Annotated in this window: 25 protein-coding genes; 12 read left to right on the plus strand and 13 right to left on the minus strand. The window is 61.3% G+C overall.

Features of this window, described 5'->3' with window-relative positions; translation table 11 throughout:
- Window positions 1-199: 199 nt before the first annotated feature.
- Window positions 200-973, minus strand: a complete 774-nt coding sequence (locus ABB27_RS14435; RefSeq protein ID WP_057629486.1) for a lytic transglycosylase domain-containing protein — start codon at window positions 971-973, stop codon at window positions 200-202.
- A 121-nt stretch (window positions 974-1,094) separates the two neighbouring features.
- Between ABB27_RS14435 and ABB27_RS14440 the strand changes: the two genes are divergently transcribed.
- Window positions 1,095-1,403 carry an ASCH domain-containing protein gene (locus ABB27_RS14440; RefSeq protein ID WP_057629487.1) on the plus strand — a complete coding sequence of 103 codons (309 nt, stop codon included), beginning with the start codon at window positions 1,095-1,097 and terminating at the stop codon, window positions 1,401-1,403.
- Window positions 1,404-1,568: 165 nt separating this feature from the next.
- Here ABB27_RS14440 and ABB27_RS14445 read toward each other — a convergent pair whose 3' ends face one another.
- Together ABB27_RS14445 and ABB27_RS14450 are read right to left on the minus strand one after the other, a co-directional pair.
- Window positions 1,569-2,639 carry a chitinase gene (locus ABB27_RS14445; protein ID WP_057629488.1) on the minus strand — a complete coding sequence of 357 codons (1,071 nt, stop codon included), beginning with the start codon at window positions 2,637-2,639 and terminating at the stop codon, window positions 1,569-1,571.
- 187 nt (window positions 2,640-2,826) lie between these two features.
- On the minus strand, window positions 2,827-3,795 hold the full coding sequence (locus ABB27_RS14450; protein WP_057629489.1) for a hypothetical protein: 969 nt from the start codon (window positions 3,793-3,795) through the stop codon (window positions 2,827-2,829).
- Between the two features lie 183 nt (window positions 3,796-3,978).
- Here ABB27_RS14450 and ABB27_RS14455 point away from each other — a divergent pair, with 183 nt between their 5' ends.
- A complete protein-coding gene (locus ABB27_RS14455) occupies window positions 3,979-5,727 on the plus strand; it encodes an acyl-CoA dehydrogenase family protein (protein WP_244479244.1) in 1,749 nt (582 codons plus the stop codon).
- A 263-nt stretch (window positions 5,728-5,990) separates the two neighbouring features.
- Here ABB27_RS14455 and ABB27_RS14460 read toward each other — a convergent pair whose 3' ends face one another.
- A complete protein-coding gene (locus tag ABB27_RS14460; RefSeq protein WP_057629490.1) occupies window positions 5,991-7,493 on the minus strand; it encodes a SulP family inorganic anion transporter in 1,503 nt (500 codons plus the stop codon).
- Window positions 7,494-7,788: 295 nt separating this feature from the next.
- On the opposite strand from ABB27_RS14460, the gene ABB27_RS14465 reads away from it, so the two are divergent.
- The 3 genes from ABB27_RS14465 (at window position 7,789) to ABB27_RS14475 (ending at window position 9,774) form a co-directional block, all read left to right on the plus strand.
- Window positions 7,789-8,631 carry a class I SAM-dependent methyltransferase gene (locus ABB27_RS14465; protein WP_057629491.1) on the plus strand — a complete coding sequence of 281 codons (843 nt, stop codon included), beginning with the start codon at window positions 7,789-7,791 and terminating at the stop codon, window positions 8,629-8,631.
- Window positions 8,632-8,810: 179 nt separating this feature from the next.
- A complete protein-coding gene (locus ABB27_RS14470; RefSeq protein ID WP_057629492.1) occupies window positions 8,811-9,452 on the plus strand; it encodes a CDGSH iron-sulfur domain-containing protein in 642 nt (213 codons plus the stop codon).
- A 25-nt stretch (window positions 9,453-9,477) separates the two neighbouring features.
- The gene (locus ABB27_RS14475; RefSeq protein ID WP_057629493.1) at window positions 9,478-9,774 is read left to right on the plus strand and encodes a hypothetical protein; all 297 of its coding nucleotides are present in this window, start codon (window positions 9,478-9,480) and stop codon (window positions 9,772-9,774) included.
- A gap of 52 nt (window positions 9,775-9,826) precedes the next feature.
- Here the strand turns inward: ABB27_RS14475 and ABB27_RS19985 are convergent, their stop codons facing one another.
- The gene (locus ABB27_RS19985; protein WP_161809661.1) at window positions 9,827-10,231 is read right to left on the minus strand and encodes an SRPBCC family protein; all 405 of its coding nucleotides are present in this window, start codon (window positions 10,229-10,231) and stop codon (window positions 9,827-9,829) included.
- Window positions 10,232-10,343: 112 nt separating this feature from the next.
- Between ABB27_RS19985 and ABB27_RS14485 the strand changes: the two genes are divergently transcribed.
- Both ABB27_RS14485 and ABB27_RS14490 read left to right on the plus strand, forming a co-directional pair.
- Complete coding sequence (locus ABB27_RS14485; RefSeq protein ID WP_057629495.1) at window positions 10,344-11,210, plus strand: AraC family transcriptional regulator; 867 nt, start codon at window positions 10,344-10,346, stop codon at window positions 11,208-11,210.
- A gap of 41 nt (window positions 11,211-11,251) precedes the next feature.
- Window positions 11,252-12,382, plus strand: coding sequence for an alpha/beta fold hydrolase (locus ABB27_RS14490; protein WP_057629496.1), 1,131 nt, complete (start codon window positions 11,252-11,254; stop codon window positions 12,380-12,382).
- A gap of 113 nt (window positions 12,383-12,495) precedes the next feature.
- On the opposite strand, the gene ABB27_RS14495 is transcribed toward ABB27_RS14490, so the two are convergent.
- Window positions 12,496-13,761: a serine hydrolase domain-containing protein gene (locus ABB27_RS14495; RefSeq protein WP_211263717.1), complete on the minus strand. Its 1,266-nt coding sequence runs from the start codon at window positions 13,759-13,761 to the stop codon at window positions 12,496-12,498.
- Between the two features lie 623 nt (window positions 13,762-14,384).
- Between ABB27_RS14495 and ABB27_RS14500 the strand changes: the two genes are divergently transcribed.
- The 3 genes from ABB27_RS14500 (at window position 14,385) to ABB27_RS14510 (ending at window position 16,591) form a co-directional block, all read left to right on the plus strand.
- Window positions 14,385-14,738 (plus strand): hypothetical protein, encoded by a 354-nt coding sequence (locus tag ABB27_RS14500; protein WP_152984600.1) that lies wholly within the window; start codon window positions 14,385-14,387, stop codon window positions 14,736-14,738.
- Window positions 14,739-14,852: 114 nt separating this feature from the next.
- Window positions 14,853-15,329, plus strand: a complete 477-nt coding sequence (locus tag ABB27_RS14505; RefSeq protein ID WP_057629499.1) for a LexA family protein — start codon at window positions 14,853-14,855, stop codon at window positions 15,327-15,329.
- Between the two features lie 11 nt (window positions 15,330-15,340).
- Window positions 15,341-16,591: a Y-family DNA polymerase gene (locus ABB27_RS14510; protein ID WP_057629500.1), complete on the plus strand. Its 1,251-nt coding sequence runs from the start codon at window positions 15,341-15,343 to the stop codon at window positions 16,589-16,591.
- Window positions 16,592-16,783: 192 nt separating this feature from the next.
- On the opposite strand, the gene ABB27_RS19760 is transcribed toward ABB27_RS14510, so the two are convergent.
- The 3 genes from ABB27_RS19760 to ABB27_RS14525 form a co-directional block, all read right to left on the minus strand.
- A complete protein-coding gene (locus tag ABB27_RS19760; RefSeq protein WP_152984601.1) occupies window positions 16,784-17,413 on the minus strand; it encodes a hypothetical protein in 630 nt (209 codons plus the stop codon).
- A 73-nt stretch (window positions 17,414-17,486) separates the two neighbouring features.
- Window positions 17,487-18,650 (minus strand): ATP-binding protein, encoded by a 1,164-nt coding sequence (locus tag ABB27_RS14520; RefSeq protein WP_083491333.1) that lies wholly within the window; start codon window positions 18,648-18,650, stop codon window positions 17,487-17,489.
- 111 nt (window positions 18,651-18,761) lie between these two features.
- Complete coding sequence (locus ABB27_RS14525) at window positions 18,762-19,694, minus strand: SOS response-associated peptidase family protein (protein WP_057629503.1); 933 nt, start codon at window positions 19,692-19,694, stop codon at window positions 18,762-18,764.
- Between the two features lie 53 nt (window positions 19,695-19,747).
- Between ABB27_RS14525 and ABB27_RS14530 the strand changes: the two genes are divergently transcribed.
- The gene (locus ABB27_RS14530; protein ID WP_057629504.1) at window positions 19,748-19,981 is read left to right on the plus strand and encodes a hypothetical protein; all 234 of its coding nucleotides are present in this window, start codon (window positions 19,748-19,750) and stop codon (window positions 19,979-19,981) included.
- Complete coding sequence (locus tag ABB27_RS14535; protein ID WP_057629505.1) at window positions 19,974-20,198, plus strand: hypothetical protein; 225 nt, start codon at window positions 19,974-19,976, stop codon at window positions 20,196-20,198. Before ABB27_RS14530 ends, ABB27_RS14535 begins: the two co-directional genes overlap by 8 nt.
- 139 nt (window positions 20,199-20,337) lie before the next feature.
- On the opposite strand, the gene ABB27_RS19765 is transcribed toward ABB27_RS14535, so the two are convergent.
- The 4 genes from ABB27_RS19765 to ABB27_RS14550 all read right to left on the minus strand — a co-directional run bounded on the left by ABB27_RS19765 (window position 20,338) and on the right by ABB27_RS14550 (window position 23,091).
- Window positions 20,338-21,087: a hypothetical protein gene (locus ABB27_RS19765; protein WP_152984602.1), complete on the minus strand. Its 750-nt coding sequence runs from the start codon at window positions 21,085-21,087 to the stop codon at window positions 20,338-20,340.
- 22 nt (window positions 21,088-21,109) lie between these two features.
- Entirely contained in the window at window positions 21,110-21,901 is a 792-nt protein-coding gene (locus ABB27_RS14545; protein WP_057629507.1) for a DNA adenine methylase, read from the minus strand.
- A 143-nt stretch (window positions 21,902-22,044) separates the two neighbouring features.
- Entirely contained in the window at window positions 22,045-22,203 is a 159-nt protein-coding gene (locus ABB27_RS19990) for a hypothetical protein (protein ID WP_161809662.1), read from the minus strand.
- Window positions 22,204-22,206: 3 nt separating this feature from the next.
- Window positions 22,207-23,091: a hypothetical protein gene (locus ABB27_RS14550; protein ID WP_057629508.1), complete on the minus strand. Its 885-nt coding sequence runs from the start codon at window positions 23,089-23,091 to the stop codon at window positions 22,207-22,209.

Below are 23,091 nucleotides of genomic sequence, written 5' to 3' on the forward strand. Positions count from 1 at the left end.
ACCCCTCCCCAACCCTCCCCTTCGCCTGCGGCGAAAGGGAGGGGGTTCAAGCCAAAGCCAAAGCATCAGCACTGCACCATCCGCCCCCTCCCTTGCGCGTAGCGCAGGGGAGGGTTGGGGAGGGGTGCTTTGGCTTTGGCTTTGGCTCCAGTTCCAGCTATGAAGCCGTCTTTCCATGGTCCCTACCCCAACAACCAAACTACAACGCCGGCCGCTCCGGCCCCGTTCCCATCGCCTCGCGATAACGGCCGTACAAAGCCAATACCTTGTCCACATACTGCCGTGTCTCCGCATACGGTGGCATGCCGCCATAGCGTGCAACCACCCCGATGCCGGCGTTATAGGCTGCAGCAGCCAGGGTTCGGTCTCCGTTGTAACGCCGCAGCAGCGATTTCATGTAACGCGCACCGCCGTTGATGGACTGGGCGGGCGACAGCGGATCGCTCACGCCATATTCGCTCGCCGTTTCCGGCATCAGCTGCATCACGCCCTGTGCGCCCTTGGGTGACACCGCTTTTTCATCGAACGCGCTTTCCGCATGGGCCACGGCACGCAGCCAGGCATCATCCACGCCGGTGGCCTTGGCGGCAGCGCGGAACTGCGGTGCGTGACGGTTCAACTGCGGCGTGCCTACCCGCCCCAACCCTGCATGGGCCGGCTCGCCCGGCGGAGTGGCCATGGTGAAGCGCAGATAAGGCGTCGAGCCCGGCAGATTGCGGGTGGAGTAAACCGTTTTGCCATCCTGCTCACGCTCGTACAGGGTGCCGCTGAACACACCGAAGTTGCCCCATAGATTGGGCGTCTGCACGGCGTTGTCGTCGATCTCGATGGCCTTGCAGACGGAGCCCGGTTCGGGGGCGGTAGCCATGCTCACCGTGGCTTTCTGCACGCAGCGGTACACCGTGCGCGCCTGCAAGGGCCCGCACAGTCCGTACAACAGCAGCAACAGCGCAAGCGCAGCCGCGCGCGGCATGGCCGGATCCCGTCAACAGAAGGATGATGATGCTGAGCCTGCGTGTTTGAACGGCAGGTGATGAAAAATGCGCCAATCGCGCCCAGAATGAACAGCCGCTTTCCCTGCACCCACCCGGCCCATGACCATCCCCCTGCTAGGCTTCGACAACCCGCAGTTCCATACCGGCCGCAACACCAGCGTACGGCGCGGGGCGCGTTGGCATGGGGTGACGCAGGCCTGCATCGCCTTGGGTGAAGGGCGTCAACTTGGCCCCCTGCCCCTGCAGACCGAACTGCGCAGTTTCGATGCCCTGGAAGAGGCGGATCTGTGCGACGAACATGACCCTGCATGCCGTAACCCGGCAGGGCTGTTGGCGGTGATGCAGCGTCTGTATCCGGGTTTCCGCAATGACGAACTGGTCACCCTGGTGCACTTCCGGCTGGAATGAGTCCGCTGGCTGCGCGGGTGCGTGATCACCGGTCTGTTGGTGACGGCTCACCTGCGCGACCTCCCCCTGGATTGGAACAAGGCCGGGCATCGGATGACGGGGAGCCTGTGCCTGTCGTTCCGGCAACGGCCGGATACCACCAGGCGCACAAGCTCCCCGCTGCAATCAGCGCGTCCGTGCTGCCCGCAGGTGCTGGCCTACCGGCTCGGAAAACGCGCGGCCGTCGGCCACATCCCAGTTGATCGACCAGGTCATCACGCCGCGGAAATCCGGACGCGGCTGGCTCGGCTTCACCTCATCGCACTCGGTAGCCGTGGTCAGGCAATCGAAGGCACGGTTGATATCGGTGGCTGTTGCATAACCATTGCCAGCAGCACGCAGGCCCGACGGCAACGCCAACGCAACCTGGTCCGCACGCAGCCCGGCAAACCGTCCCTTGCCGCCGGCCAGATCAAAGCCTTCGATCAGCATCTTGGCCGAACCCACCATCATGTCGACGCTGCCGCCCGGGTACTTCTCGGCGCGGTAGGGCGTGGGCAGGCCACCGTTGTTGTAGAGCTGCACGTGCAGCAGGTCCAGTTCTTCGCGCAGGCCATCGATCAAGGGCAGGTAGGCGCCCCAGATACCATCCATCGACACCAGCCCACCCTGCACATAGGGATGCTCCGGTGCCATCGACACATACAGGTTCGGGTACATCTCATGCAGCCGCTTCACTGCGGATACCAGGTGCGGGATGACCGGCGCGCCATGCACAACGCCGGCGATTTTCTCCAGATCGACATCGATGCCATCGAAGCCGAAGGTGTTGATGGCATCTGCGGTGGTGCGCACGAAGTTGTCTTCATCGCGCTGCGTGTTCAAGGTCACCGTGCCCAGCTCGCCGCCGAAGGACAGCACCACGATCTTGCCCTGCGCACGTTTGGCGGCGATGTCCGCAATCAACTGCGTGCGATCCAGCGCCGGGTCCGGGTTGAACGCCACCTTGCCCTCGCCCATGTCATCGGCGAAGGCCAGCACGATCACATCCCAACTGTCATCCACCTTGGCGACCGGCAGCAGCCCCTGGCCATTGTCGAAATTGTGCAGATAGCCCACCAGCGCATGCTTGGGCAGCGGATGGCTGTGGCCGGGGGCGACACCCACACCGCCCGCCGCAGCGGGCTTGGACGTTGCCTGACAACCGAATGTGGAAACAAGCGCCAACACGGAAAACAACACACTGATCGACTTCATCACAATCCCAGAATGGAAGACGCCCGATTCTAGGCATGCAAATCCAGCAAAAAGCCATTCAAAGACAATAACTTAGGAAAGTCGTCCTGGTTTGTCCCGGTTTGTCCGCTGGCTGACATCCGGCCGCATCAAGCGGAACCGGCAATGTCGGCAGCAAGGCTCGCCACTGGCCTGCGATGACCTGCGCTCAAGTGCACATTTTCATGCGCCGCTCGGCATCCCAGAGCGCACGCCGCGCCAGGTCGTAGGCACTGTCGGCCGCACTCAGCAGGCTGTGCTCGGCTTCGACAGGATCGGCGCCGTTGTTGTAGCGGTACTCGGCGCGCTGCAGGGCATCCAGGTGCTGCTGCACGATGCCGAGCCAGCGTCGGCGCTGCTCGCCATTGCAACGCGGATAGCGTTGCTCCAGCGCGCCCATGGCGACGCGGATGCGACGGCTGGCCTCGCCTTTCATGTCCGGTGCCTTCTCGTAGCGGATCGGTGCGGCCTTGTAGGCATCCCCGGTGGCTTCGCTACCCAGATCAGACTGACGCTCGTGCAGGCTGGGATTGAACGCGATATCCGGCGGACGCCGTGCCTGCGCCGGTTGGATGTCCCGCCCGTGGACCAAGCGCGCGCCCATTTCACCCAGCGTCGGTGGCTTTTTCTTGTCTTCAAACATGCCCGAGACCATCTTCTCCAACGGCCGCTCACCCACGCCGGTGGCCAGTTCATCGCGATGCTCGAATACCCGCTGCGTGGCGTCCTTCTGCGCGGACGTCGCCGCGTCCTGCGGCACCGCCAGACTGCCATCGCGGCCATAGAGACGTTGCGACCACCCTGCTTTGCTGGGCGCGGACGCAGCAGCTTCTGCTGGGGCCACAGGAATGGCCTGCGCCTGCGCCGACGGTGACGTGGGAGCATCAGCGGCCTGAGCGACGTCTATCGGCGCTGCACGCGGCGGCGGCACTGAATGCGACTGCAGCTGTGGCTGTGGCTCTTCGGCCGTGGTGTCAGCCGGCAGCAGCCAACGCAGTTGTATCCGTGCCTGTTCTTCCACCACGATCAGCGTTGGCAACTGCAGCATCAGCCTCGCCAGCCCAGCCATGAATGCCAAGGCAATCGCACCAGCAGTCACCCGGATCCATAGCGGTTCGGCGGAACGGTAAGAACGCATGCAACTCCATCACCAACACGACGCAGGGCGGTAACCGGCCCTGTCACGGTACAAATGCACAGTGCAGTGACCGATAAGAGCACACCGAGTTCCACGATTGTGCCTTGCGAATGTGTGAACCTGTGGCAAGAGTGGGCCATCATTCAACAAAGGCCGTCATCGTCCGCACCCAAGGAGCCGTACGTGAATACCGTTGCAGCGCAGAACCTGGATGAAAGCATCGCCAAGCAGCTGTTCTTTGGCCATATCGCCGAAGATGTGCTGTTCCCCTACCCGCAGATCCGCGAACGTGACCGCGAGATGCTGGGCGCGATGACCGACGCCATCGACCAGTTCCTGGCCGACAAGACCGCCGATCTGCGCCAGTACGACCGCGACGCCGAGCAGCCACCGGAGTTCATCCAGGCACTGCGTGACATGGGCCTGTTCGGGCTGATCATTCCCGAGGAGTACGGCGGGCTGGAGCTGTCCAACGGTGCCTATGCGCGGGTACTGGGCCAGACCAGCAGCCATGACAGCTCGGTGTCGCTGACCATAGGCGCGCACAGTTCGATCGGCATGAAAGGCCTGCTGTTGTTCGGCAACGATGAGCAGAAGCAGCGCTACCTGCCCAAGCTGGCCAGCGGCGAGATGATTGCCGCGTTCTGCCTGACCGAAGCCGGCGCCGGCTCCGACGCGGCCGCCATTCGCACCAAGGCGCAACGCAACGACGACGGCAGCTGGACCCTGAGCGGCGAGAAGATCTGGATCACCAACGGCGGCATCGCCGATTTCTATACCGTGTTCGCCCGCACCGACACGCCCGAAGGCAAGGTCACCGCCTTCATCGTCGAGGCCGGCTGGGATGGCGTCAGCCACGGCCCGCACGAAGACAAGATGGGCATCCGTGCCTCGTCCACCACCACCGTTGCTTTCAACGACGTGCGCGTACCGGCGGCCAATGTGCTGGGCCCGGTGGGCAAGGGCTTCAAGGTGGCGATGAACATCCTCAACAGCGGCCGCACCGGCCTGGGTGGCGGCGCCGTCGGCGGCATGCGTGCGCTGATCCGCATGGCCTGTGCACAGGCCAGCGAGCGCAAGCAGTTCGGCCAGCCGATCGCCGAGTTCGGCCTGGTGCGCGAGAAGATCGCGCAGATGACCGCCGACTGCTTCGCTGCCGAGAGCACGGTGTGGATGGTGGCGCATCTGATCGACAGCGGCCGCACCGACTATTCGGTGGAAGCGGCGATGAGCAAAATCTTCGCCAGCGAGGCGGTGCAGCGCAGCTGCTACGAAGCCTTGCAGATTGCCGCCGGCAACGGCTTCATGCGCGAGCTGCCGTACGAGCAGATGACCCGCGATACCCGCATCCTGTCGATCTTCGAGGGCACCAACGAGATCCTGCGCCTGTACGTGGCGCTCAATGGGCTGAAGGGCGTGGGCGCAACGCTGAGCGAACTGCAGAGCGCGGTGGGCGGCATCTTCAACGATCCGATCAAGGGTTTCGGCGTACTCAGCGACTACGCCGGCCGCCGTGTGCGCGAAGCCACCGGCTACGGCACCGGCCGCATCCGCGCGCCGCTCAACGACGCGCTGCGACCCTTGGCGCGCCTGTGCGAAAAGTACACGGTGGAACTGTCCAAGGCATCGGACCGGCTGCTGCGCAAGCATGGCAAGAAGATCGCCGACCAGCAGCACGCGCAGAAGCGCGTGGCCGATATCGCCATCGATCTGTTTGTCGGGCTGTGTGTGCTGTCACGGGTGGAGAGCCTGCTGCAGGCCGGGCACCCGGCAGCAGAGGATGCGGTGAAGATCGCACGGCTGTTCGCACGCCAGGCCCGCCGTCGCATGGCACGCAATGTCCGTGGGCTGGAGCGTAATGAAGACGAGATCGTCGAATCGCTGGCAGCCTCGGTACTGGAGCGCGGTGGCTACGCCTGGGACGTGATGTAACCATGTTTTTGTAGGAGCGGCGTAAGCCGCGAAGCCACTGCACTGTCCGTTGCGGAAACCACTGCAATCGCAGATTCCTCAGCAACCGGCAGCAGCATCAGCTTCGCGGCTGACGCCGCTCCCACACAGGCAACCCAACCACCCGCCGGTTGTAGGAGCGGCGTAAGCCGCGAAGCCACTGCGCTGTCCGACGAAAAGCGAATGTGCAATTGCGAGTTCCCCAGCGACGGCCAGCACCATCAGCTTCGCGGCTGACGCCGCTCCTACGAACTTGTCGCTGGCGCATCCTCGACGGCCAGCTCGCCCTCACGCAGCACGCGCCGCAGCAGCGCACGCCCTTGTCTATCCAGGCCCAACACGCGCGGCTTGATGCCGTGATGACGATAGCGGCTGACCACCTTCTCCAACGCCGCCACTGCGGTGATATCCCACAGCTGCGCCGCTGACAGATCAATCACCACCGCACGCCCCTGCACCAGGCGCGGATCGAAAGCATCAATGAAGGCATCGGCCGAGGCAAAGAACACCTGCCCGCTCACCACATAGCGCACGCTGCCGTCGGCCTGGTCCTGCTGCTCGATACGTAGCAAGCGCGCCACCTTCAGCGCAAAGAACACGCCGCTCAGCAACACGCCAACGCCGACACCCGCCGCAAGATTATGCGTACCCAGGGTCACCGCCACCGTCGCCAGCATCACCACGCCGGACAGACGTGGATGCCGTACCAGCGCGCCCAGGCTGCGCCAGTCAAACGTGGACACACTGACCATCACCATGATCGCCACCAACGCGATCACCGGCACCTGCCCCACCCAGGGTTTCAGCAGCACCATCAACACCAGCAGGAACACGCCGGCAAACAGCGTCGACAGCCGTCCACGCCCACCGTATTTCACGTTGCCCACGGTCTGCCCGATCATGCCGCAACCAGTGATGCCGCCGAACAGGCTGGCCGCGATATTGGCCACGCCCAGACCGGTGCATTCGCGGTTCTTGGAGCTGGGGGTGTCGGTGAGTTCGTCCACCACCCGCGCCGTCATCATCGACTCCAGCAAACCCACCATCGCAATGGCCAGGGCCGGCATCGCGATGATGCGCAGGGTTTCCAGATCAAACGGCAGGGACGGCAGGCCCATCCATTGCGGCAGCGCCTCCGGCAGCTTGCCCAGGTCATTTACGGTGGGAAGATCCAGCTTCAACCACGCTGCCAACACACTCAGCACCACGATGCAGATCAAGGGCGAGGGAATCGCGCGCACACCGGGCAGAGGCAGCCGCGGCAAGCCGTAAATCACCAGCAGGCCCAATGCCAGCATCGCCCAGGTGGCGGAGGTGGCGCCGTGCAGCTGCGGCAGCTGCGCGGCGAAGATCAGGATCGCCAGCGCATTGACGAAGCCGGTGCGCACTGAGCTGCTGACAAAGCGCATCAACACGCCCAACCGCAGTACCCCGAACAGGATCTGGATCACGCCAGCCAACAGGCCTGCGGCAAACAGATAGGGCAGGCCATGCGCGCTGATCAGCGGCGCTGCCACCAAAGCCACCGACCCGGCCGCCGCGGTGATCATCGCCGGCCGGCCGCCGAACACCGCAATCACGATGCTCAGCACGAACGACGCGAACAGCCCCACCTGCGGGTCCACCCCGGCCACGAACGAGAACGCGATGACCTCGGGAATCAGCGCAAAAGTGGCCACGGCGCCGGCCAACATTTCACGCAGGGGATGGGCGCGCCACTGCGCCAATTCAGAATGCAGGAAGGACATACGGGCTGGCCGCCGCCGGCCGACAAGGCGGCGGAGCAGGCGGAATCGAAAGGAGGGGCGCGAATTATGCCTCCTTGGGTTGCTGGGTGCTGGTTGAGGCGGCGTTGCCGGCAAAAGCCTGAACGTCCAAAGCTACCTCTCCCCGGCCCCCTTGCCTGCGGCAAGGGGAGCGAGTTCTGCCCCCTCCCTTCTACGAAGCAAAAGGGAGGCTTGGGGAGGGGTGCTCTTCGCCAGGAACAGAACCCCAAAACCCTCCCTGCGGTAGCATTCCCTCCCCCGCATCACCGCCATTCCCATGCCCCACTACACCGGCCCCCTGCTGACCCGACCCCTGCTCGAGCAGCTGCAAACCGCTTTGAAGAAAGGCAGCAGCGAAGCAAGCGCCTCGCTCGACCTGGGCCGCAGCCAGCAAACGGTCAGCCTCAGCGCCGATGGCTGGCAGTACCGCGGCCAACACTACCCGTGGCCGGCCAAGCTCAAGGACCGCACCATCTACTACTGGGATGGCGATGAATTCAGCGCTGCCTCGCGCTTTGGCAGCGGCCTGTACAAGCTGGTGCCCACTGACTGGGGCATTCCCACCTTCGAGATCGACGGCATCAAGATGCTGGTCAGCGCGCAGATCTCGCCGCTGGACGATGCCCGCCGCAAGGTGGCGCTGGTGGAGCCACGCGGCAAGCAGCTGCTCGATACCTGCGGTGGCATGGGCTACTTCGCCGCCTGCTGCCTGGATGAAGGCGTCGCCAGCATCCGCTCCTTCGAAAAGAGCCCCGAAGTCCTTTGGCTGCGCACCCTCAACCCGTGGTCGCCGGATCCCGATGGTGAACATGCAGGTGGCCGCCTGCAGCTGACCCAAGGCGATATCTCCAAGGAAATCGAAGGCATCGCCGATGCATCAATGGATGCGGTGTTGCACGATCCGCCGCGCTTCGGCATTGCCGGCGAGCTGTACTCGCAGGTGTTCTACGATCAACTGGCGCGCGTGCTGCGCAAAGGTGGCCGCCTGTTCCATTACACCGGCGCACCGAACAAGCTCACCAGCGGTCGCGATGTACCGCGCGAAGTCGCCACCCGCCTGCAGAAGGCAGGCTTCAAGGCCGAGTTGGCGCTGGATGGGGTACTGGCCGTACGCAAATAGCCGGGCGTTGTAGGAGCGGCGTAAGCCGCGAAGCTCATACCCTCTGAAGCCCCAACCCGAAAGCTGTTCCATTGGCGCTGGCTTCGCGGCTCACGCCGCTCCCACAAAAGACATAGCGGCATACGCCCCGCCTTAACGTCCCGCGCGCGACACTGTGCCTTCCGAAGCGGAGGCAGCCCATGGCAACCGAAACCGTACGCGGCAGAACCGTCACCATCCATTTCGACGGCGAACGCTGCATCCACTCGCGCAACTGCGTGCTCAGCCACCCGGATGTGTTCGTGCCCAACGTGGTCGGCGAGTGGATCCACCCCGATGCGGTGGCACCGGAAGAAGTGGAACTGATCGCGCGCAGCTGCCCGTCCGGCGCCATCCGCTACGAATACAACGACGGCAGCCACGCCGAGCCCGCACCGGTGGTCAACCTGGTGCATATCCGCGAGAACGGCCCCCTAGCCTTCACCGCACCGCTGCTTATTGCCGGCAAGGATGAAGGCATGCGCGCCACTCTGTGCCGCTGCGGCGAATCACACAAAAAGCCCTTCTGCGACCACCGGCACGTCGACTGTGGTTTTACCGCCAGCGGCGAGCCGGCGGAAAAGAAATCCGAAGCCTTGCCGCAACGTGATGGCCCGCTGCAGGTCAACCCGACCAGGAACGGCCCGCTGCACGTCATCGGCAACCTGGAAGTCGTCAGCGGCACCGGCCGCACCATCGACCGCGTCACCGAAACCTGGTTATGCCGCTGCGGCCATTCCAACAACAAGCCCTTCTGCGATGGCAGCCATAGAAAGGTTGGCTTCCAGGCTGACGGCGAATAACACATTCCCCCCAAAGGAGCTGCACATGGCAAACCTCGAACTTCGCCTTACCGCCGACGAAGGTGTTACCCAGGCCATGCTCGACATGCTCAAGGGCATGGACGATGTGGATTCAGCCGAGGACATCACCGAACCCGCATTCGATGCTGACGACGAAGACAGCAGCTCGGCGGGCCTCAGCGACAATGAAGGCCCGGGCTCTCATCTGATCCAGGTGGAAACCATCAACGATGAAAGCCTGGCGCGGGTGCTGGATGCCGCGCAGGCCCTGGCCGAGAGACTGGGTGCGGTATTGGAGATCGAATCTGATTCGCAGGACTGAATTCAGCGGGCAGCGGCCACAGCGGATATGACTCCGGTGCGGCCGCTCACGCTCAATCCAGTGAGTGGCCCGCTTCCAGGTTTGCCGCAAACGCCGCGGCCCCCTCGATGACCAAGGGCCGGACCGCCTCCTCCAGCGTATCGGGCAGGAAGTCGCTTACCCAGATCAGTCGACAGCCGCCGCGCGTGTCCTCCACGACCTGCATCGATGCGGAATGATGCTCAAAGGGCGCGCCTTGTGCGCTATAGGCCACGCGCCGCTTCTGCTCATCGACACTGACGATGCGCTCCTTCACTTGCAGGCCATTGGCAAACACCAGCTCGCGGATGTCGCCGTGCATGCAGCCATCAACCAGCACCGGGCTGAACAACACCTGCGCCCTGTCGACGCGGCGCAAGGCCGCCCAGGCGACCGCCGCCGGCACCGCCACCGCTTGCTCCCACCATATTGTTGCCATCCAACCGCCTCCTTGTTGTCCTGGGTGATGCATCCGCGCTTCTGGGATGCAGACACGGATGCTGCGCCCTGGCTGGGCTACGATCTTGGGGAAAATTGATGGAACCGATGCAATGACCTTGATCGCACAGTCGCTGGGCAGCGGCCCGGGCTGGTCCAGCGCGGTGATGACCTGCAGCGCCGGTCCCGCCGATCCCCGCCTCGAAGAACAGCATGCCGGGGTCAGCATCGCGGTAGTGCTGGAAGGCAGCTTCGGCTACCGCAATCACTGCGGCATGTCGATCCTGGTACCCGGCGCGATCCTGCTGGGCAACCCGGGTGATTGTTATGAATGTGGCCACCAACACAGCCGCGGCGACCGCTGCCTTGCCTTTCATTTTGAGCCTGCAGTGCAGGAAGCGGTTGTCGCTGCCCTGCCCGGCGCACGCCCGTTGCGTTTCAAGCAGGCAGCGTTCGCCCCCCGCCAATGTGGCGCAGGCCTGTTGCCGCACGCGGACCAGGTGGTCGAAAACCCGCAGCAGATAGAAGCGTTCGCCTTCCAACTACTGGAAACGGTCATGTCCAGGCACGCCGACTGCCGGGGCCTGGTATCCGCCTCGAACGCGGCGCGTGCCAGGAATACACGCTGCGTGCAGGAACTGGTGCATTGGCTGATGTCCAACTACCAACAGCCGCTTTCGCTGACCACTCTTGCTCAACATGTAGCGCTGAGCCCTGCCCATCTGCTGCGCGAGTTCAAACGCATTACCGGCACCACGCCGCATCAGTTCATGCTCGCACAGCGCATGCGCCAGGCCGCACAACGCCTGCGCGACGGCGATGAGAGCGTGCTGCAGATCGCACTGGATGCCGGCTTTGGTGATATCTCGGAGTTCAACCGGCGCTTCCGCAGGGAGTTGGGCACAACGCCAAGTGGCTTTCGCACGTCGCCAAACCAACCTTGCAAACCTGCTGCAGGTGCGGTTGTGGCAGGCGCATGACATGATTCATCCCTGCAACTGACACCGACCTTGGGAAACCGATGAAGCTGCTGCCGTTGTTCCTGCTCTGCGCTGCCGCTGCCGCGTGCTCCGGCGCAAGTGCCGCCGTGCCCGAAGCGCCCGCCCCCCGTGATCGGGCACAGGCCACCGCCATCGTGGCGGACATGCGCCGCGTGGTTACCGACAACGGCATCGAGCGCCTGGAGAAGGTCCGCATCGGCGGGATCGATCAATGGGTATCGATCCGCGGCAACGATGCCCGCAACCCGGTTCTGCTGATGCTGCATGGTGGGCCGGGCTGGGTCGCGATGCCTACCAGCTGGTACTTCCAACGCGGCTGGGAGGAGTACTTCACCGTCGTGCAGTGGGACCAGCGCGGCGCGGGCAAGACCTTTGCGAGCAACGACCCAGTGCAGCTGGCCCCCACCATGACCCGCGAGCGCATGGTCGCCGACTCGCTGGAAATGGTGGCGTGGCTGCGCCACGAATTCGGCAAGCAGAAGATCTTCGTGCTCGGCCAATCCTGGGGCAGCTATCTGGGCCTGGAAGTAGCCAAGCAGCGCCCGCAATGGCTGCATGCCTATATCGGCATGGGCCAGATATCCAATGCGCCGGAGAGCGAACGGCGCGGCTGGGCGTGGACGATGCAACAGGCGCAGCACGACCACAACGCACAGGCCATTGCTGACCTGCAGGCAATAGCGCCCTATGCCCAGGGCAGCACCCCGCTTGCATTGGATGCACTGTTCAAACAACGACAATGGTTGAACCACTACGGCGGCATGGTCCACAACCGCCGAGGCGGCGATGCCGAGGCCGCAGCCTTTGCGCTGTCACCCGAATATACCGACGCAGATATAGCCGCGGCCTGGAAGGGCAACGATTTTTCAATGCAGCATCTGCTCGCGGATGCGCTGACCCTCGACATGAGCACCACCCGCCAGCTCAAGACGCCGCTGTTCCTGTTCCTGGGTCGGCACGATTACAACGTGTCCTCCGAACTGGCGGCCGAATGGTTCGCCAGCGTGGATGCGCCGCAGAAGAAGCTGATCTGGTTTGAACAGTCGGCGCATGAAGTGATGAATGAGGAGCCGGGAAAGACCTTGCTAAGCCTGGTGCAGGAGGTACGGCCCATCGCAGAGCAGGCCGGCGATGGCGTCTTCGAGCAGTGAACAGGATGGCCGCGCGGCAACGACAACACGCGCGGCCCAAGTCCACTGACAGCGAGTCCATCGCAGATTGAAACAATGCTGCGGATGCATGGGTAACGGATACCCGCATTCGATCAAAGATCGTACGAAAGCAGATCGTATCCGGTCGCCGCACGCACCACCCGCTGGTGCACGAATGAACCGCTGCCGCCATTGGTCAACACCACGATGCCCCGCCCCCGCTGCGCATCGCCAATGGCGAAGTTCTTGAAGATGCCGCTGTTGCTGCCCGAGTGATAGAACACCGGGCCGTCGCGAGTCTGCTCGGTATTCCAACCCAGGCCCTTCTCGGTCCATCGCCCCGGCAAGCTGATCTGCGGCGCCAGCATTGCCTGTCGCGTGCTCTCACTGATCTCCCATGCCGCAGTTTGCCGGCCCGCCATCATCAAGCTCAGGAAGGTCGCATAGTCCTGCACCGTCGTGCGCAGACTGGCTGCGGCATTGGCGAGGATGTCACCCGGCCAGGTCACCAAGCCTGGCGACGACAAGGCCTGCACTTCCGGCAGCGCACGCTCGGCATCTTCATACTTCCATGCAGACAGCGGCTTGCCCCAGCGCTCAGCGACGCGTTGGGCTGCGCTCCATTGTTCGCGCAGCACCTGCGGCGGTGCGCCCGCTTCGACACGATCGTGTGCGCGATGACCAAACACGGAGCGCGCGGCCAGATCCGCATTCCAGGTATAGCTGCTGTCTTTCATCCCGGCGGGACCGAACAGATAGGCCTGCATCGACTCATCCAGACTCTGCCCGGTGATCGCTTCAACAACCAGCTGCAACCAGACGAATGCCTCACCGGAATAGTTGATGCGCGTGCCGGGCTTCACCATCGGCACCAGCTTCTCGGTCGCGGGCGACTTGCGCCAATCGGGCAGCCCCGTCGTATGCCGCAATACGTCGCGCGCGGTGATGAGTGCTACCCATGGATGGTCACCAAGGTAATCAGGGCGCCGATACCGAACCAGCGGAACATCCAGATCGATCAACCCCTGCCCCACCAGCTGCATCACCAGATAGGCGAACACCGGCTTGCTGAGCGAGGCGTCCTCAAACACCGTGCGCACATCAACAGCCCTGCCGGTCTGTACATCAGCCAAGCCAAAGCCTCGGCTCCATGCCACAGCACCGTCCTCAACCACGGCGATGCCCACACCAGGAACCGCAAAGACCTGCATGATCCGAGGCAGTTCGGCGAGGAATGTATCGTCAGGGATCCACGAACTGCTGGCGGTGTCTTTACACGAAGCAGCCAATGCTCGGGTTGAAGACAACGCGGCAAGAATCCCCAAGGTGGCGGACTGCGCGATGAAGCGACGACGACCTGGAACCATGCGTATCGACATTGCCAGCAGCCTCCCTTACGGAAAGCGCAGCTTAGCCGGTGTTCGGCGAAAAGTTGGTCGGCATAAGGTTGAAAACAATCCCGAGCCCGATCAAAGCGGGTAACGGACAGACACCGAGTTGAAGCAACGGACAAGAAAAAGGGCCTGCATCTCTGCAAACCCTGCCTGCTTCTGGTGGGCCCACCAGGATTCGAACCTGGAACCAAAGGATTATGAGGCCGAGTGGTTCTCTATTCCAATCAACAACTTATCCCTCATCTTATTCGGGAAGCGCGCTTGCAAAATCTCTGGACGTACCGCACGCAGGAGGTCATTTTTCGGGAGGCCAAATGTGGCCAGGGACCTAGTCTCAGGCCCCGCGCCAGAGCTGGTTTGGTAGCACAAAGTAGCCACGGCCAGACCCCACAAGACGCACGTGTGTCCAATAGCTAGCCGAGGGCGCGCCGGAAGCGCAATTGCCGCCGGCCGCCTGGTCGGCCAGATCCGGCTAGGATGGTCCGCGCTTCCTGATCCAGCCCTGACAACCACACCGAAGGCGACGGTAACGGAGCCACTCGCTAATTTGGACGGCCAAATGAATCGTGTATCTCTCCTTGTACCACCCACAACGAGCGAGCACCTCAATGGCCGTCGCAAAGCCCGCCCGAGAAAGCGGCAAGGAAAATAACTTAGGTTCGGATGACAAGGGCCTATCCCTGATTGCATCACCCGCAATCAGAGGCAACGCAATGCACCACCCTTACTTCCCAGCCGGTGACGTCCAAGCCGGGACAAACCGCATGCAAGCCAGCATTAACCGCCTTGCCGACGTGATGGAAGATGCCTTGGGCCTACTGCCTCCGGATCATCCCGCGCAACGGGCTGCCATCCAGCTCCAATACGATTGGGCCGCCCTGGCGCTGAGCCTGCGCGATGCCGGAATGAATGTTCCCCGCTGCGAGCACGACGAAGGCTGGCCCGAGGAGTTCCCTAGATGATCGTCGCCCACACGGGACCTCTCGAGGCAATGCCGCCCCCGAACGTTAGTAATTGTACTAATATTCCCTGCCCCGTCTCCGACCGTGAGACACGGCAAGCGGACAGTACCCGGCATGGCTTCTTCATTCACTCTCGAAACTACAGCTGCGCTGCTGGGCCCCGCCCGCATCGACGGCCCGGTGCGCTCAACCCCGTTGGCAGGTGCCCACGCAAGGCTGGGCTTCCCCAGCCCGGCCGATGATTTCCTGGACGACAGCGTCGATCTGCACCGGCTGCTGGTACGAAACCCCGCCGCCACTTATCTCTACCGGGCGGACGGATGGTCAATGCTCGGCCTTGGCGTCAGCGATGGTGACATTCTTGTCGTAGACCGTTCTGTGCGCCCAACGAGCGGCGACCTTGTCATCGCCGTGTGGGATGGCAACCAGCCCACCTGCAAGGTACTGAAGCTCTTCCAACATCATATTGAGCTGCATTCCGCCAACCCCGATTTTCCACCCATCGAGCTGACGCCCGGCACAGAAGTTGAGGTGTTCGCCGTTGTCGGTGTGGCCAGGCAGATCAAGCGCGGCGCGCGGCGCCAACGCTGAGGCATACGCGCATGTTCGCCCTGGTCGACGGTAACAATTTCTACGCGAGCTGCGAACGCATCTTCCAGCCCGCGCTGCGTGGCAAGCCACTGGTTGTGCTCAGCAACAATGACGGCTGCGCCATTGCGCGCTCAGCTGAGGCCAAGGCCCTTGGTGTCAAGATGGGCCACCCCGCGCACGATTTGAAGCACATGGTGAAGCACCAAGGGCTGCAGATGCGCTCCGCCAATTTTGGTCTGTACGGGGATATTAGCGCCCGCATAGTTTCCATCTTGCGGGCCGCGGCGCCGCGCGTTGAGGTCTACAGCATCGACGAGAGCTTCATGGACATCACCGGAATCCGCCAGCGGGAGCAGTTCGCGCGCGACCTGCGGCACCGCGTGCGACTGTGGACGGGCATACCCAACTGCATCGGCATCGGCCCCACAAAGACGCTCGCAAAGCTCGCCAACAAAGCGGCTAAGAGCGGCGACGGTGTGATGGACCTGGGCGACACGTTCGTGCGCGATGCTGTGCTGGCCTCATTCCCCATTGAAGACGTATGGGGCGTGGGCCGCCGCCTGGCGCCAAAGCTCGCCGCACGCGGTATCCAGACCGCCGCGCAACTGCGGGACGCTCGCACCGACGACATTTTTGCCGCCTTCGGCGTCACACTTACCCGTACACAGCGCGAGCTGCAGGGGCTGCCATGCATGGAGCTCGAGGAAGTCGAGCCTGATCGGCAGCAGATCGTGGTGAGCAGGTCTTTCGGCAACCGTGTATGCGATAACTCCGCACTATATGAAGCGCTGGCCACCTTCACCGTGCGCGCATGCGAGAAGCTGCGTCACCGTGACCTGGTCGCCTCCGGAGTCGGCATCTTCCTCAGCTCCGACACCTTTCGCCCCGAGCTTCCACAGCATCACCCAAGCCGTGCGATCACTATGGCCGCGTCAACGTCGGACACGTCACTTGTGCTCAAGTGCGTGCGCCAGTTATTCGCAGGTTTGCCGCGTGAAGGCATCGGATACAAGAAGGCCGGTGTGATGTTGATGGATCTCGCTCGCCCCGAAGCGCTACAGCAGGATCTTTTCAATGCCGCAGCCGTCGGCAACGACAAGCTGATGGCCACATTGGATTCCATCAATGCAAAATTTGGGCGCGGCACTGCCGGCTTCGGCGCAAGTGGCTGGCAGGCAACGCCGCAGTGGAGTATGCGGCAACAGATGCTGTCGCCGCGCTACACCACATCCGTGCATGAGCTACCCAGGGTGAAGTGCTGAGCCACGTCGCTACCGACGCAGCCTTGTTATGTTCATAGGTCGGGTGCCGCCTACCGGAACCGTCAAGGACTGCCACGCAATGGCCTACGCAAGTACGTTTCGTGAGCGTGTCAAATCGCTTTCTGCGACCCCAATCGCATGCCGCTGATTCAGCAATGGCGCCGGCACCAGTCGCGCCCGAGAAGGCAAAGGCTACAGGGAAACCTCGCCATCATGCCTGCGAAGGCACTTCTCAATCACGTAGGTCGTGATCGCCTGCTTGTCGGGGCCGTACTCATCAAAGGCCTCCAATACAAGGCGTCGCATCTCATCTTCCGAAATAATCTCCGAAACTGGAGGCCTATCAGCACGTTGCTGTGCGCGCTGTCGCCCAAGCATACCTCCATGAATCGAAGCGAGCATTCCCATCGCCGCAACAATGAACAATCTACGCGGCGCGCCCCCTTCTCGTGAAGTGGGCACCGCCAACTCTGCGCAACGGGAAGCTATATTTGGAGTTTCAAATGAAATGGGTGAATGATCATGACCGAACTCATTGCGAATCCGGCGAATCAGATGCATATCTCTTCGCTCACGTGACGAAACAAGGCCAAGCAAAAAGGCAAGGTCGATTCGAGTCGAAAAAGAGCCAGCAGCTTTCCCCTGACCTAACAATTCATCAGCAACTTTCTTGTCATCAACAATTGCGGAACGGAGCAACTGCTCCAACTCAGCGTCAATATATGCCGCTGCAATGAGTGCGCATCCTCGGTCACTCTCTGGACTAAGAGTTGCACGGAACGCCATAACATCATCGAAACTACCAAGAAATCCACTCACCATGCACCTGCATTAATTACGCTTGAAGTCTCGCGAGCTTAGTTTGACGCAAGACATCTCAAATGCCGACGTCTGATCAAATCTCGCCGGCACGCTTAAGGTACTCATCAAAGCCTGGGACGGTAAAATCCACCAAGGAATGGCTCGGGGAGTAGATAAAACCTTTGTGGATCAGCCCTCCACGGAGAGGACTAATCGAATCTTGCCTGCGTTGCATTTTTTCGGCTACCTCTGCGGATTTGTAGGGGCCAGCCCCGATCATGGCCATTGCGCGCATGTACTTTTTTTCCATGTCCGTTGCCCGCTCCCAACGCGACCTGTAGAAGCTCTCGTCAAGCTTATCGTAGAAGACCTTCTCGTTCTCTTTGACAAACCCAGCTGTAATGACGCCATGTTCCAGCTTCTCGAAAAGGATGCTGCCGTACTCTTGGATGAAGTATGGGTATGCGCCGGTAACGCGAAGCACCTCTTTGGTTGCAGCTACTTCGATTGTTACTCCCGTCCCAATAAGCGGCCCCTCAATTGCCTCCTTGTCAGCAGGCTCTTTAATCCTGCCTAATTCGAAGAAGTTGAATTGTCGCTCAGCATATGATTTCGCGTCGGCAGCTTTTGCTAGAATCTGAGGGAGACCGGCACATATGAACTGAATGGGAAGAGTCCTCTGGCTGACACGATGAGATGAAGCAATGATGGCCTCAAAATCCTCCTCCTTGAGATACTGAAGTTCGTCAATAAAAAAGCATACTGCCTTACCCTTCTCCTTCGCCGCCTCGCCCAGTATCACCATTAGATCGGTAAGGTCACTCTGAAAATTTCCTGAGTCGGCAGTTCCTTCTGGAGCTTCGAGATCGACTTTGATCTCAGGCCCACCAGGGAACGCCAAGGAAATCGCCTTAAGTGCTTTGAAGGCCTCCAACACTTTGCCTTTCGCCGCTGCAAGCGTGTCCAAGCGGTACAGTATCTTTCGCACCTTCTGCATTATCACATTCTTGAAATTGTCATTCTCTGAAATTTCAATGTGTTCGAAAACGACGCCTTGATTGGAAGCGTTCGTCTGCACTTCGTTGAGGACCACGGTCTTCCCTACGCCACGCAAGCCATAGAATGCAATCGGACGCTGCGGCGCGCCCCTAAGCACGTTGGTCAGTGCATTCTTCGCTGTTGTGATCGCTTCATCGCGTCCCGCCAGCACCAATGGTGCAATTCCTGCGCCCGGTCGATAGGGGTTGGGTCCTTCCATGTTGGTCTCCAAGGTGATTACAGATCAAAGGTTTGGTGAGCGTACGGACCGATAGTACGAGACAGTCACAATCCCAACAACTCGGACCAGAAAAATTAATTGAGCTTATTTTCACGCCGCAATCTTGTGCTCGTAATACGGATGTCGTTTGTCGTCGAAGATCGCGTATTGCGCCTGCAGGTCCGCAGGGTTCGGGTTGAGCCAAGCTTCAATGTGCTCGGGCTTGATGTTGATGATCGTCCGATCGTGGCCGGCGGCGGCGACTTCAGGCTCGGGCTCGTCGGTGATGGCCGCGAAACTCAGCAGGTCCGGCTCCTTCCCTTTCGGGTCGGTCCAGTGCGACCACAAGCAGGCAATGAGCATGTCTTCGCCAGTTCGCGGGACGAACTCGAGCTCCCAGTTCTCTCCATCAACTGTTACCCACTCGTAAAAGCGTGAGGCCACAACCAGCCCGTGGGTGTATCCGAACTGCTTCTTCCAATAGTCCTCAAGGCTGCTCCTCCGTGCGTTATAGGTGCCCGGATACTTCTCGTCGTAGAACGCTGGCTTCCCTGCCGGCCGGCACTGATAGCGCATCGGCTTGACGACCAGCTTGCCGCCCTCGCTGACCAGCACCGGGCAGTAGTAGCCGGGGAACATGCGGGAATCGCGGGCCTCGAGATTCGCCCGCTTCAGGTCAGCAATCCTGCGCTTGATCTGCTCGATCTTGTTCCCGGAGATCCGCTGCTCATTCGCCGCGGTCTTCGTGGGCTTGGTAGCCAGCTTCTGCTCGGCAGCGGCCAGGCGCTCGGTCTGCTTGGCCAGCTCAATCTCAAGCTGTGCGACTTCGTCGTTGTCCCATTCCCGAATCTCGGCGGCGATGGCGGCCACGCTGGAGTCGCCGGGGCGCAGGAACGACAGGTCCAGCGCCCTGGGCGTCTTCGGCCGCCGGGTCTTATTGTTGTCGCGCAGCCAAAGCTGGGCAAACAGCTCCAGGTCCACCACTGCGCCGAATTCGCGGACGAACTTCTTGTAGTCGGCTTCGATCTGAGCTGAATAGCACACGCGTCACCTCCGGTTGACCGGAGCATAACGCCCACAAGCTTTAGGATTTGTCCATGGACACGAAATTGACCCGCGCCGAGCTGAACGACCGCCTGGACGATTTGAAGGCCCGGGCGGCCATCATTGCCAAATCCAGTCCCGCCGGTGAACAGGCCCAAGAGGTCGCCGGGGAGGCAGAAGTACTCGAGCAGTACGTGGCCACTCAGGACCATAGGTATTTCCACGACCAGGTAGAAGCAATCATCCGCGACGCGGGGATGGTCGAACCGGAGGCCGGCAATGAGTGATCAGCAGAGAGCCGACTACGAGCTTGCCTTCAACGAGATCCGACACGCCCTGCTGCAGCACGGCGAGTCTACGGCCTTCTGGGAAACCTGCGACGAGGTCGAAGAGCGGCTGATTGACCAGTACCCAGAAGACGAAACGGCAATCATCGAATTAGTAGCCACCTGGCTTGTGAAGCTGGGGGCGCACCCAGAGGGAAGCTTGCAAGGCATGATTTAAGACCTTGCCAAAGCAAGTGCTGGCTAGTATGCAACCATAAGCCGCGCCTTCCTTTTAGCAGGTGAACGTGAGCAAGTCGCAGGGAAGGAATGTGATTTGGCCGCGCACAAACCCGCATGAAAAGGCTCAACAACAGAGGCTACGGAATCGTCCTTAAAATACGTGAAATATTATCTCTGAATGGATGAGTTATCAGCTTGATGTCATCAACCTCTTCCTGAAGCTGAGGCCGCCTGATAGCAACAACTGGGTGTCCATCGCGGATCTGATGCTCGCGAAACAACGCAGGAAAGGGTCGTTTGTCGGCCTTTACAACGACACGAAGGCCCGGCGGAGCCAACCAATAGGCCCTCACTCCATCAAGCTTGAGCTTCGTGGGTTCGCTCCCAATTTGGCCGATGATGCCCTTCTGTCGAATCAACAAAACTGCAAACTCGTCATCCCCACCAGGATCACCTGTTAGCACGAGGGTTCGCAAGCGTTCGTAATGAGGCCCGAGCTGAACCTTCCTGAAGAAGGGATGAGAGACCAAATGGGCTCTCAGAAGTAAAGAGTTTGCGAAAAGCCGCAGAAGTCGTGGGCTCACCACTCCCTCGGGAATGACCCATGCCAAAGGATCTTCGATGCGAGGATCAAGTCGCCGCTCCCAAATCTCTACATCGCGCACCAAATTGACAAAGTGCGTATCGCAGGGATTAAAAATATTCTCACAGTTCTGACACAGAAATCGCTCATAGATACCAGTCGGGCTCTTCTGAGGGCGGGTATTGCGCCCGACCACGGCAAGAGTGGAAGCGGGTTGACCCTCGCGCTGGTTGAGAGCGCGAGGGTAGATGTGGGACTTGACCAGCGATTTGACTTCGGAGAGGCAAAGGCTGCATTTAGGCATAGTGGTTTTTATACAACGAAACCTAGATTAAAGTCGCCTGGCTATCATCCCAGCTCTTGATGATGAGTTCCCCTGCAACTGAATCACGGCCCTCGCGGCCGATTGTGTAGCGAGTCTGCAACGGAATCATCGTGAATCCGGCAAAGACCTTCCGTATCTCAGGATGGTCATTTATCGACATAACGACCTTTCCTTTTGCGACCCTCATGTAGTCCGACATCCGCTCGTACTCGCTGAACGGGAAATCAACCCCATAGCCTTCAGTCTCCCAGTAGGGAGGATCCAAATAGTGCAGCGTCGCAGGCCGGTCGTAGCGTTCCACCACCTCATGCCACGGACCATGCTCGACGATGACCCTGGCCAAGCGTAGGTGAACGGTACTCAGTTCCTCCTCAATGCGTAATAGATTGAGGCGAGGGCCGCTGCCGCTGGCCACGTAGCCGAAACTCTGCCCATGGACCTTACCGCCGAAGGCCAGCTTCTGCAGATAGTAGAACCGCGCCGCCCGTTGGATGTCGGTCAGGGTCTCGGGCCTTTCCATCTGCGCCCATTCGAACATCTCCCGGCTGACCAGGGCCCAGCGGAACTGGCGGATGAACTCATCGAGGTGATGCCGGAGACACCGATAGAGACGTACAAGTTCGCCATTGATGTCGTTGATTACTTCCACAGGGGCCGGATGCGGGCGCATCAGCAGCGCGGCCGCGCCACCGGCGAAGGCCTCCACGTAGCATTCGTGCGCCGGGAAATGAGGATAGAGGTGCTTGATCAGCCGGCGCTTACCGCCGGGCCAGGGAATCACAGGGTTAGGCATTTCTCACCTTTTGCGATGTTGATAGACGAGACTGCAGCCGCTTCGCGGAGCAGCAGGGCCTCGGCAAATGCCACGCGGTGAGATCGCGTGTGTTGAAGCGGCAGCCTGGCACTTGCAGGTGCTAGGCTGCCGCCCTGTCTTTATCAGCCCGTGAGGCTGACCACTACATGGGTCTGGGGGGCTGTGTTGCCTTGGGGCGGAGAAAGGTCAATAGCTTGGACGGATGCTATTGCCTCGACCGAGCCGTCTTCCCCAAGGACGGAGATTTTCTGCGCATCAAAGCCGCTGATCGGGTCTGCCATGCGTCATTCCTCCCAGAGGACTGCCGTGTGGGTCGCGGGCGATGTGCCCGCAGTGCACCCAAATGCACCCCCGAGGCCGATGTAGGTCCGGGGCACGGTGCCAATCAGAGTTGCCTCGAATGTCTGACCCTCGGTGACTTCGCCTGCGATGTTCGAGGCCGTGCCGACCAAGGGACGCCACTTCGGCAGCGGCACGAAATGCAATGGCAATTGCGGGGACAACCCTACCTTTGAATCGTTCACCGCGAATGGGACAAAGCCCAAGGCGGCGCCGGTCGTGAGCGAAAAAGAAGGAAGGTACCGGGCAGCGACGGATTGACATGCCGCAGCGCGCTGTCCGGTGGTAGAGGGCCCGATCACAACGACCCCTTCGGCCGTAGCGGCCCCCGTATTGTCGTTGACGCGCTCCACGATCCAGTCGCAGCAGCCGGTATAGGCTGCGGGGTAATACCCGAGCCCGAATGAGATGGCGAAAAAGCCTGCCGAATGGGTTGCATAGCACGTTGTCGAGGCAGTGCTCGAGGCGGTGCCAGGCACTGACGAGATCACGGCGGTGGACGTAGCCGCAGCGAGGTTGCCGGCCCCATCGGTCTCTTTGCCGATCTGTAGCGTCGTTGCATAACGGTTCGTGCTCGCACCGACTCCAAACTGAAACTTCAAAAATACTGGGGCGGCGGACTGCAGAGGGTCGTTAAAACGCCAGACGCTGTAGCCCGCGAAGGTGGCGACCGAGGGGAGAGCTACGGTTGCAGAGTTGATCTGCCCGGTGTCGGTCGTGCGTACCAGCCCACAGGCGGCAAGCAGGCTCTCGACCTCAGACACGAAGGCTCGGAAGTTCGCATCCGAAGCCGTGGAGTTGAGCGTGATGGTTCGAATAACGCGGGGCAC

This window comes from Stenotrophomonas terrae, assembly GCF_001431465.1.
GTDB lineage: Bacteria > Pseudomonadota > Gammaproteobacteria > Xanthomonadales > Xanthomonadaceae > Stenotrophomonas > Stenotrophomonas terrae.

Excerpts from the sequence above, each read along its gene's own strand:
- ABB27_RS14435 (WP_057629486.1), bottom strand. The coding sequence starts at position 973 with ATGCCGCGCGCGGCTGCGCTTGCGCTGTTGCTGCTGTTGTACGGACTG.
- ABB27_RS14440 (WP_057629487.1), top strand. The coding sequence starts at position 1,095 with ATGACCATCCCCCTGCTAGGCTTCGACAACCCGCAGTTCCATACCGGC.
- ABB27_RS14445 (WP_057629488.1), bottom strand. The coding sequence starts at position 2,639 with ATGAAGTCGATCAGTGTGTTGTTTTCCGTGTTGGCGCTTGTTTCCACA.
- ABB27_RS14450 (WP_057629489.1), bottom strand. The coding sequence starts at position 3,795 with ATGCGTTCTTACCGTTCCGCCGAACCGCTATGGATCCGGGTGACTGCT.
- ABB27_RS14460 (WP_057629490.1), bottom strand. The coding sequence starts at position 7,493 with ATGTCCTTCCTGCATTCTGAATTGGCGCAGTGGCGCGCCCATCCCCTG.
- ABB27_RS14465 (WP_057629491.1), top strand. The coding sequence starts at position 7,789 with ATGCCCCACTACACCGGCCCCCTGCTGACCCGACCCCTGCTCGAGCAG.
- ABB27_RS14470 (WP_057629492.1), top strand. The coding sequence starts at position 8,811 with ATGGCAACCGAAACCGTACGCGGCAGAACCGTCACCATCCATTTCGAC.
- ABB27_RS14475 (WP_057629493.1), top strand. The coding sequence starts at position 9,478 with ATGGCAAACCTCGAACTTCGCCTTACCGCCGACGAAGGTGTTACCCAG.
- ABB27_RS19985 (WP_161809661.1), bottom strand. The coding sequence starts at position 10,231 with ATGGCAACAATATGGTGGGAGCAAGCGGTGGCGGTGCCGGCGGCGGTC.
- ABB27_RS14485 (WP_057629495.1), top strand. The coding sequence starts at position 10,344 with ATGACCTTGATCGCACAGTCGCTGGGCAGCGGCCCGGGCTGGTCCAGC.
- ABB27_RS14490 (WP_057629496.1), top strand. The coding sequence starts at position 11,252 with ATGAAGCTGCTGCCGTTGTTCCTGCTCTGCGCTGCCGCTGCCGCGTGC.
- ABB27_RS14495 (WP_211263717.1), bottom strand. The coding sequence starts at position 13,761 with ATGTCGATACGCATGGTTCCAGGTCGTCGTCGCTTCATCGCGCAGTCC.
- ABB27_RS14500 (WP_152984600.1), top strand. The coding sequence starts at position 14,385 with ATGGCCGTCGCAAAGCCCGCCCGAGAAAGCGGCAAGGAAAATAACTTA.
- ABB27_RS14505 (WP_057629499.1), top strand. The coding sequence starts at position 14,853 with ATGGCTTCTTCATTCACTCTCGAAACTACAGCTGCGCTGCTGGGCCCC.
- ABB27_RS14510 (WP_057629500.1), top strand. The coding sequence starts at position 15,341 with ATGTTCGCCCTGGTCGACGGTAACAATTTCTACGCGAGCTGCGAACGC.
- ABB27_RS19760 (WP_152984601.1), bottom strand. The coding sequence starts at position 17,413 with ATGGTGAGTGGATTTCTTGGTAGTTTCGATGATGTTATGGCGTTCCGT.
- ABB27_RS14520 (WP_083491333.1), bottom strand. The coding sequence starts at position 18,650 with ATGGAAGGACCCAACCCCTATCGACCGGGCGCAGGAATTGCACCATTG.
- ABB27_RS14530 (WP_057629504.1), top strand. The coding sequence starts at position 19,748 with ATGGACACGAAATTGACCCGCGCCGAGCTGAACGACCGCCTGGACGAT.
- ABB27_RS14535 (WP_057629505.1), top strand. The coding sequence starts at position 19,974 with ATGAGTGATCAGCAGAGAGCCGACTACGAGCTTGCCTTCAACGAGATC.
- ABB27_RS19765 (WP_152984602.1), bottom strand. The coding sequence starts at position 21,087 with ATGCCTAAATGCAGCCTTTGCCTCTCCGAAGTCAAATCGCTGGTCAAG.
- ABB27_RS14545 (WP_057629507.1), bottom strand. The coding sequence starts at position 21,901 with ATGCCTAACCCTGTGATTCCCTGGCCCGGCGGTAAGCGCCGGCTGATC.
- ABB27_RS19990 (WP_161809662.1), bottom strand. The coding sequence starts at position 22,203 with ATGGCAGACCCGATCAGCGGCTTTGATGCGCAGAAAATCTCCGTCCTT.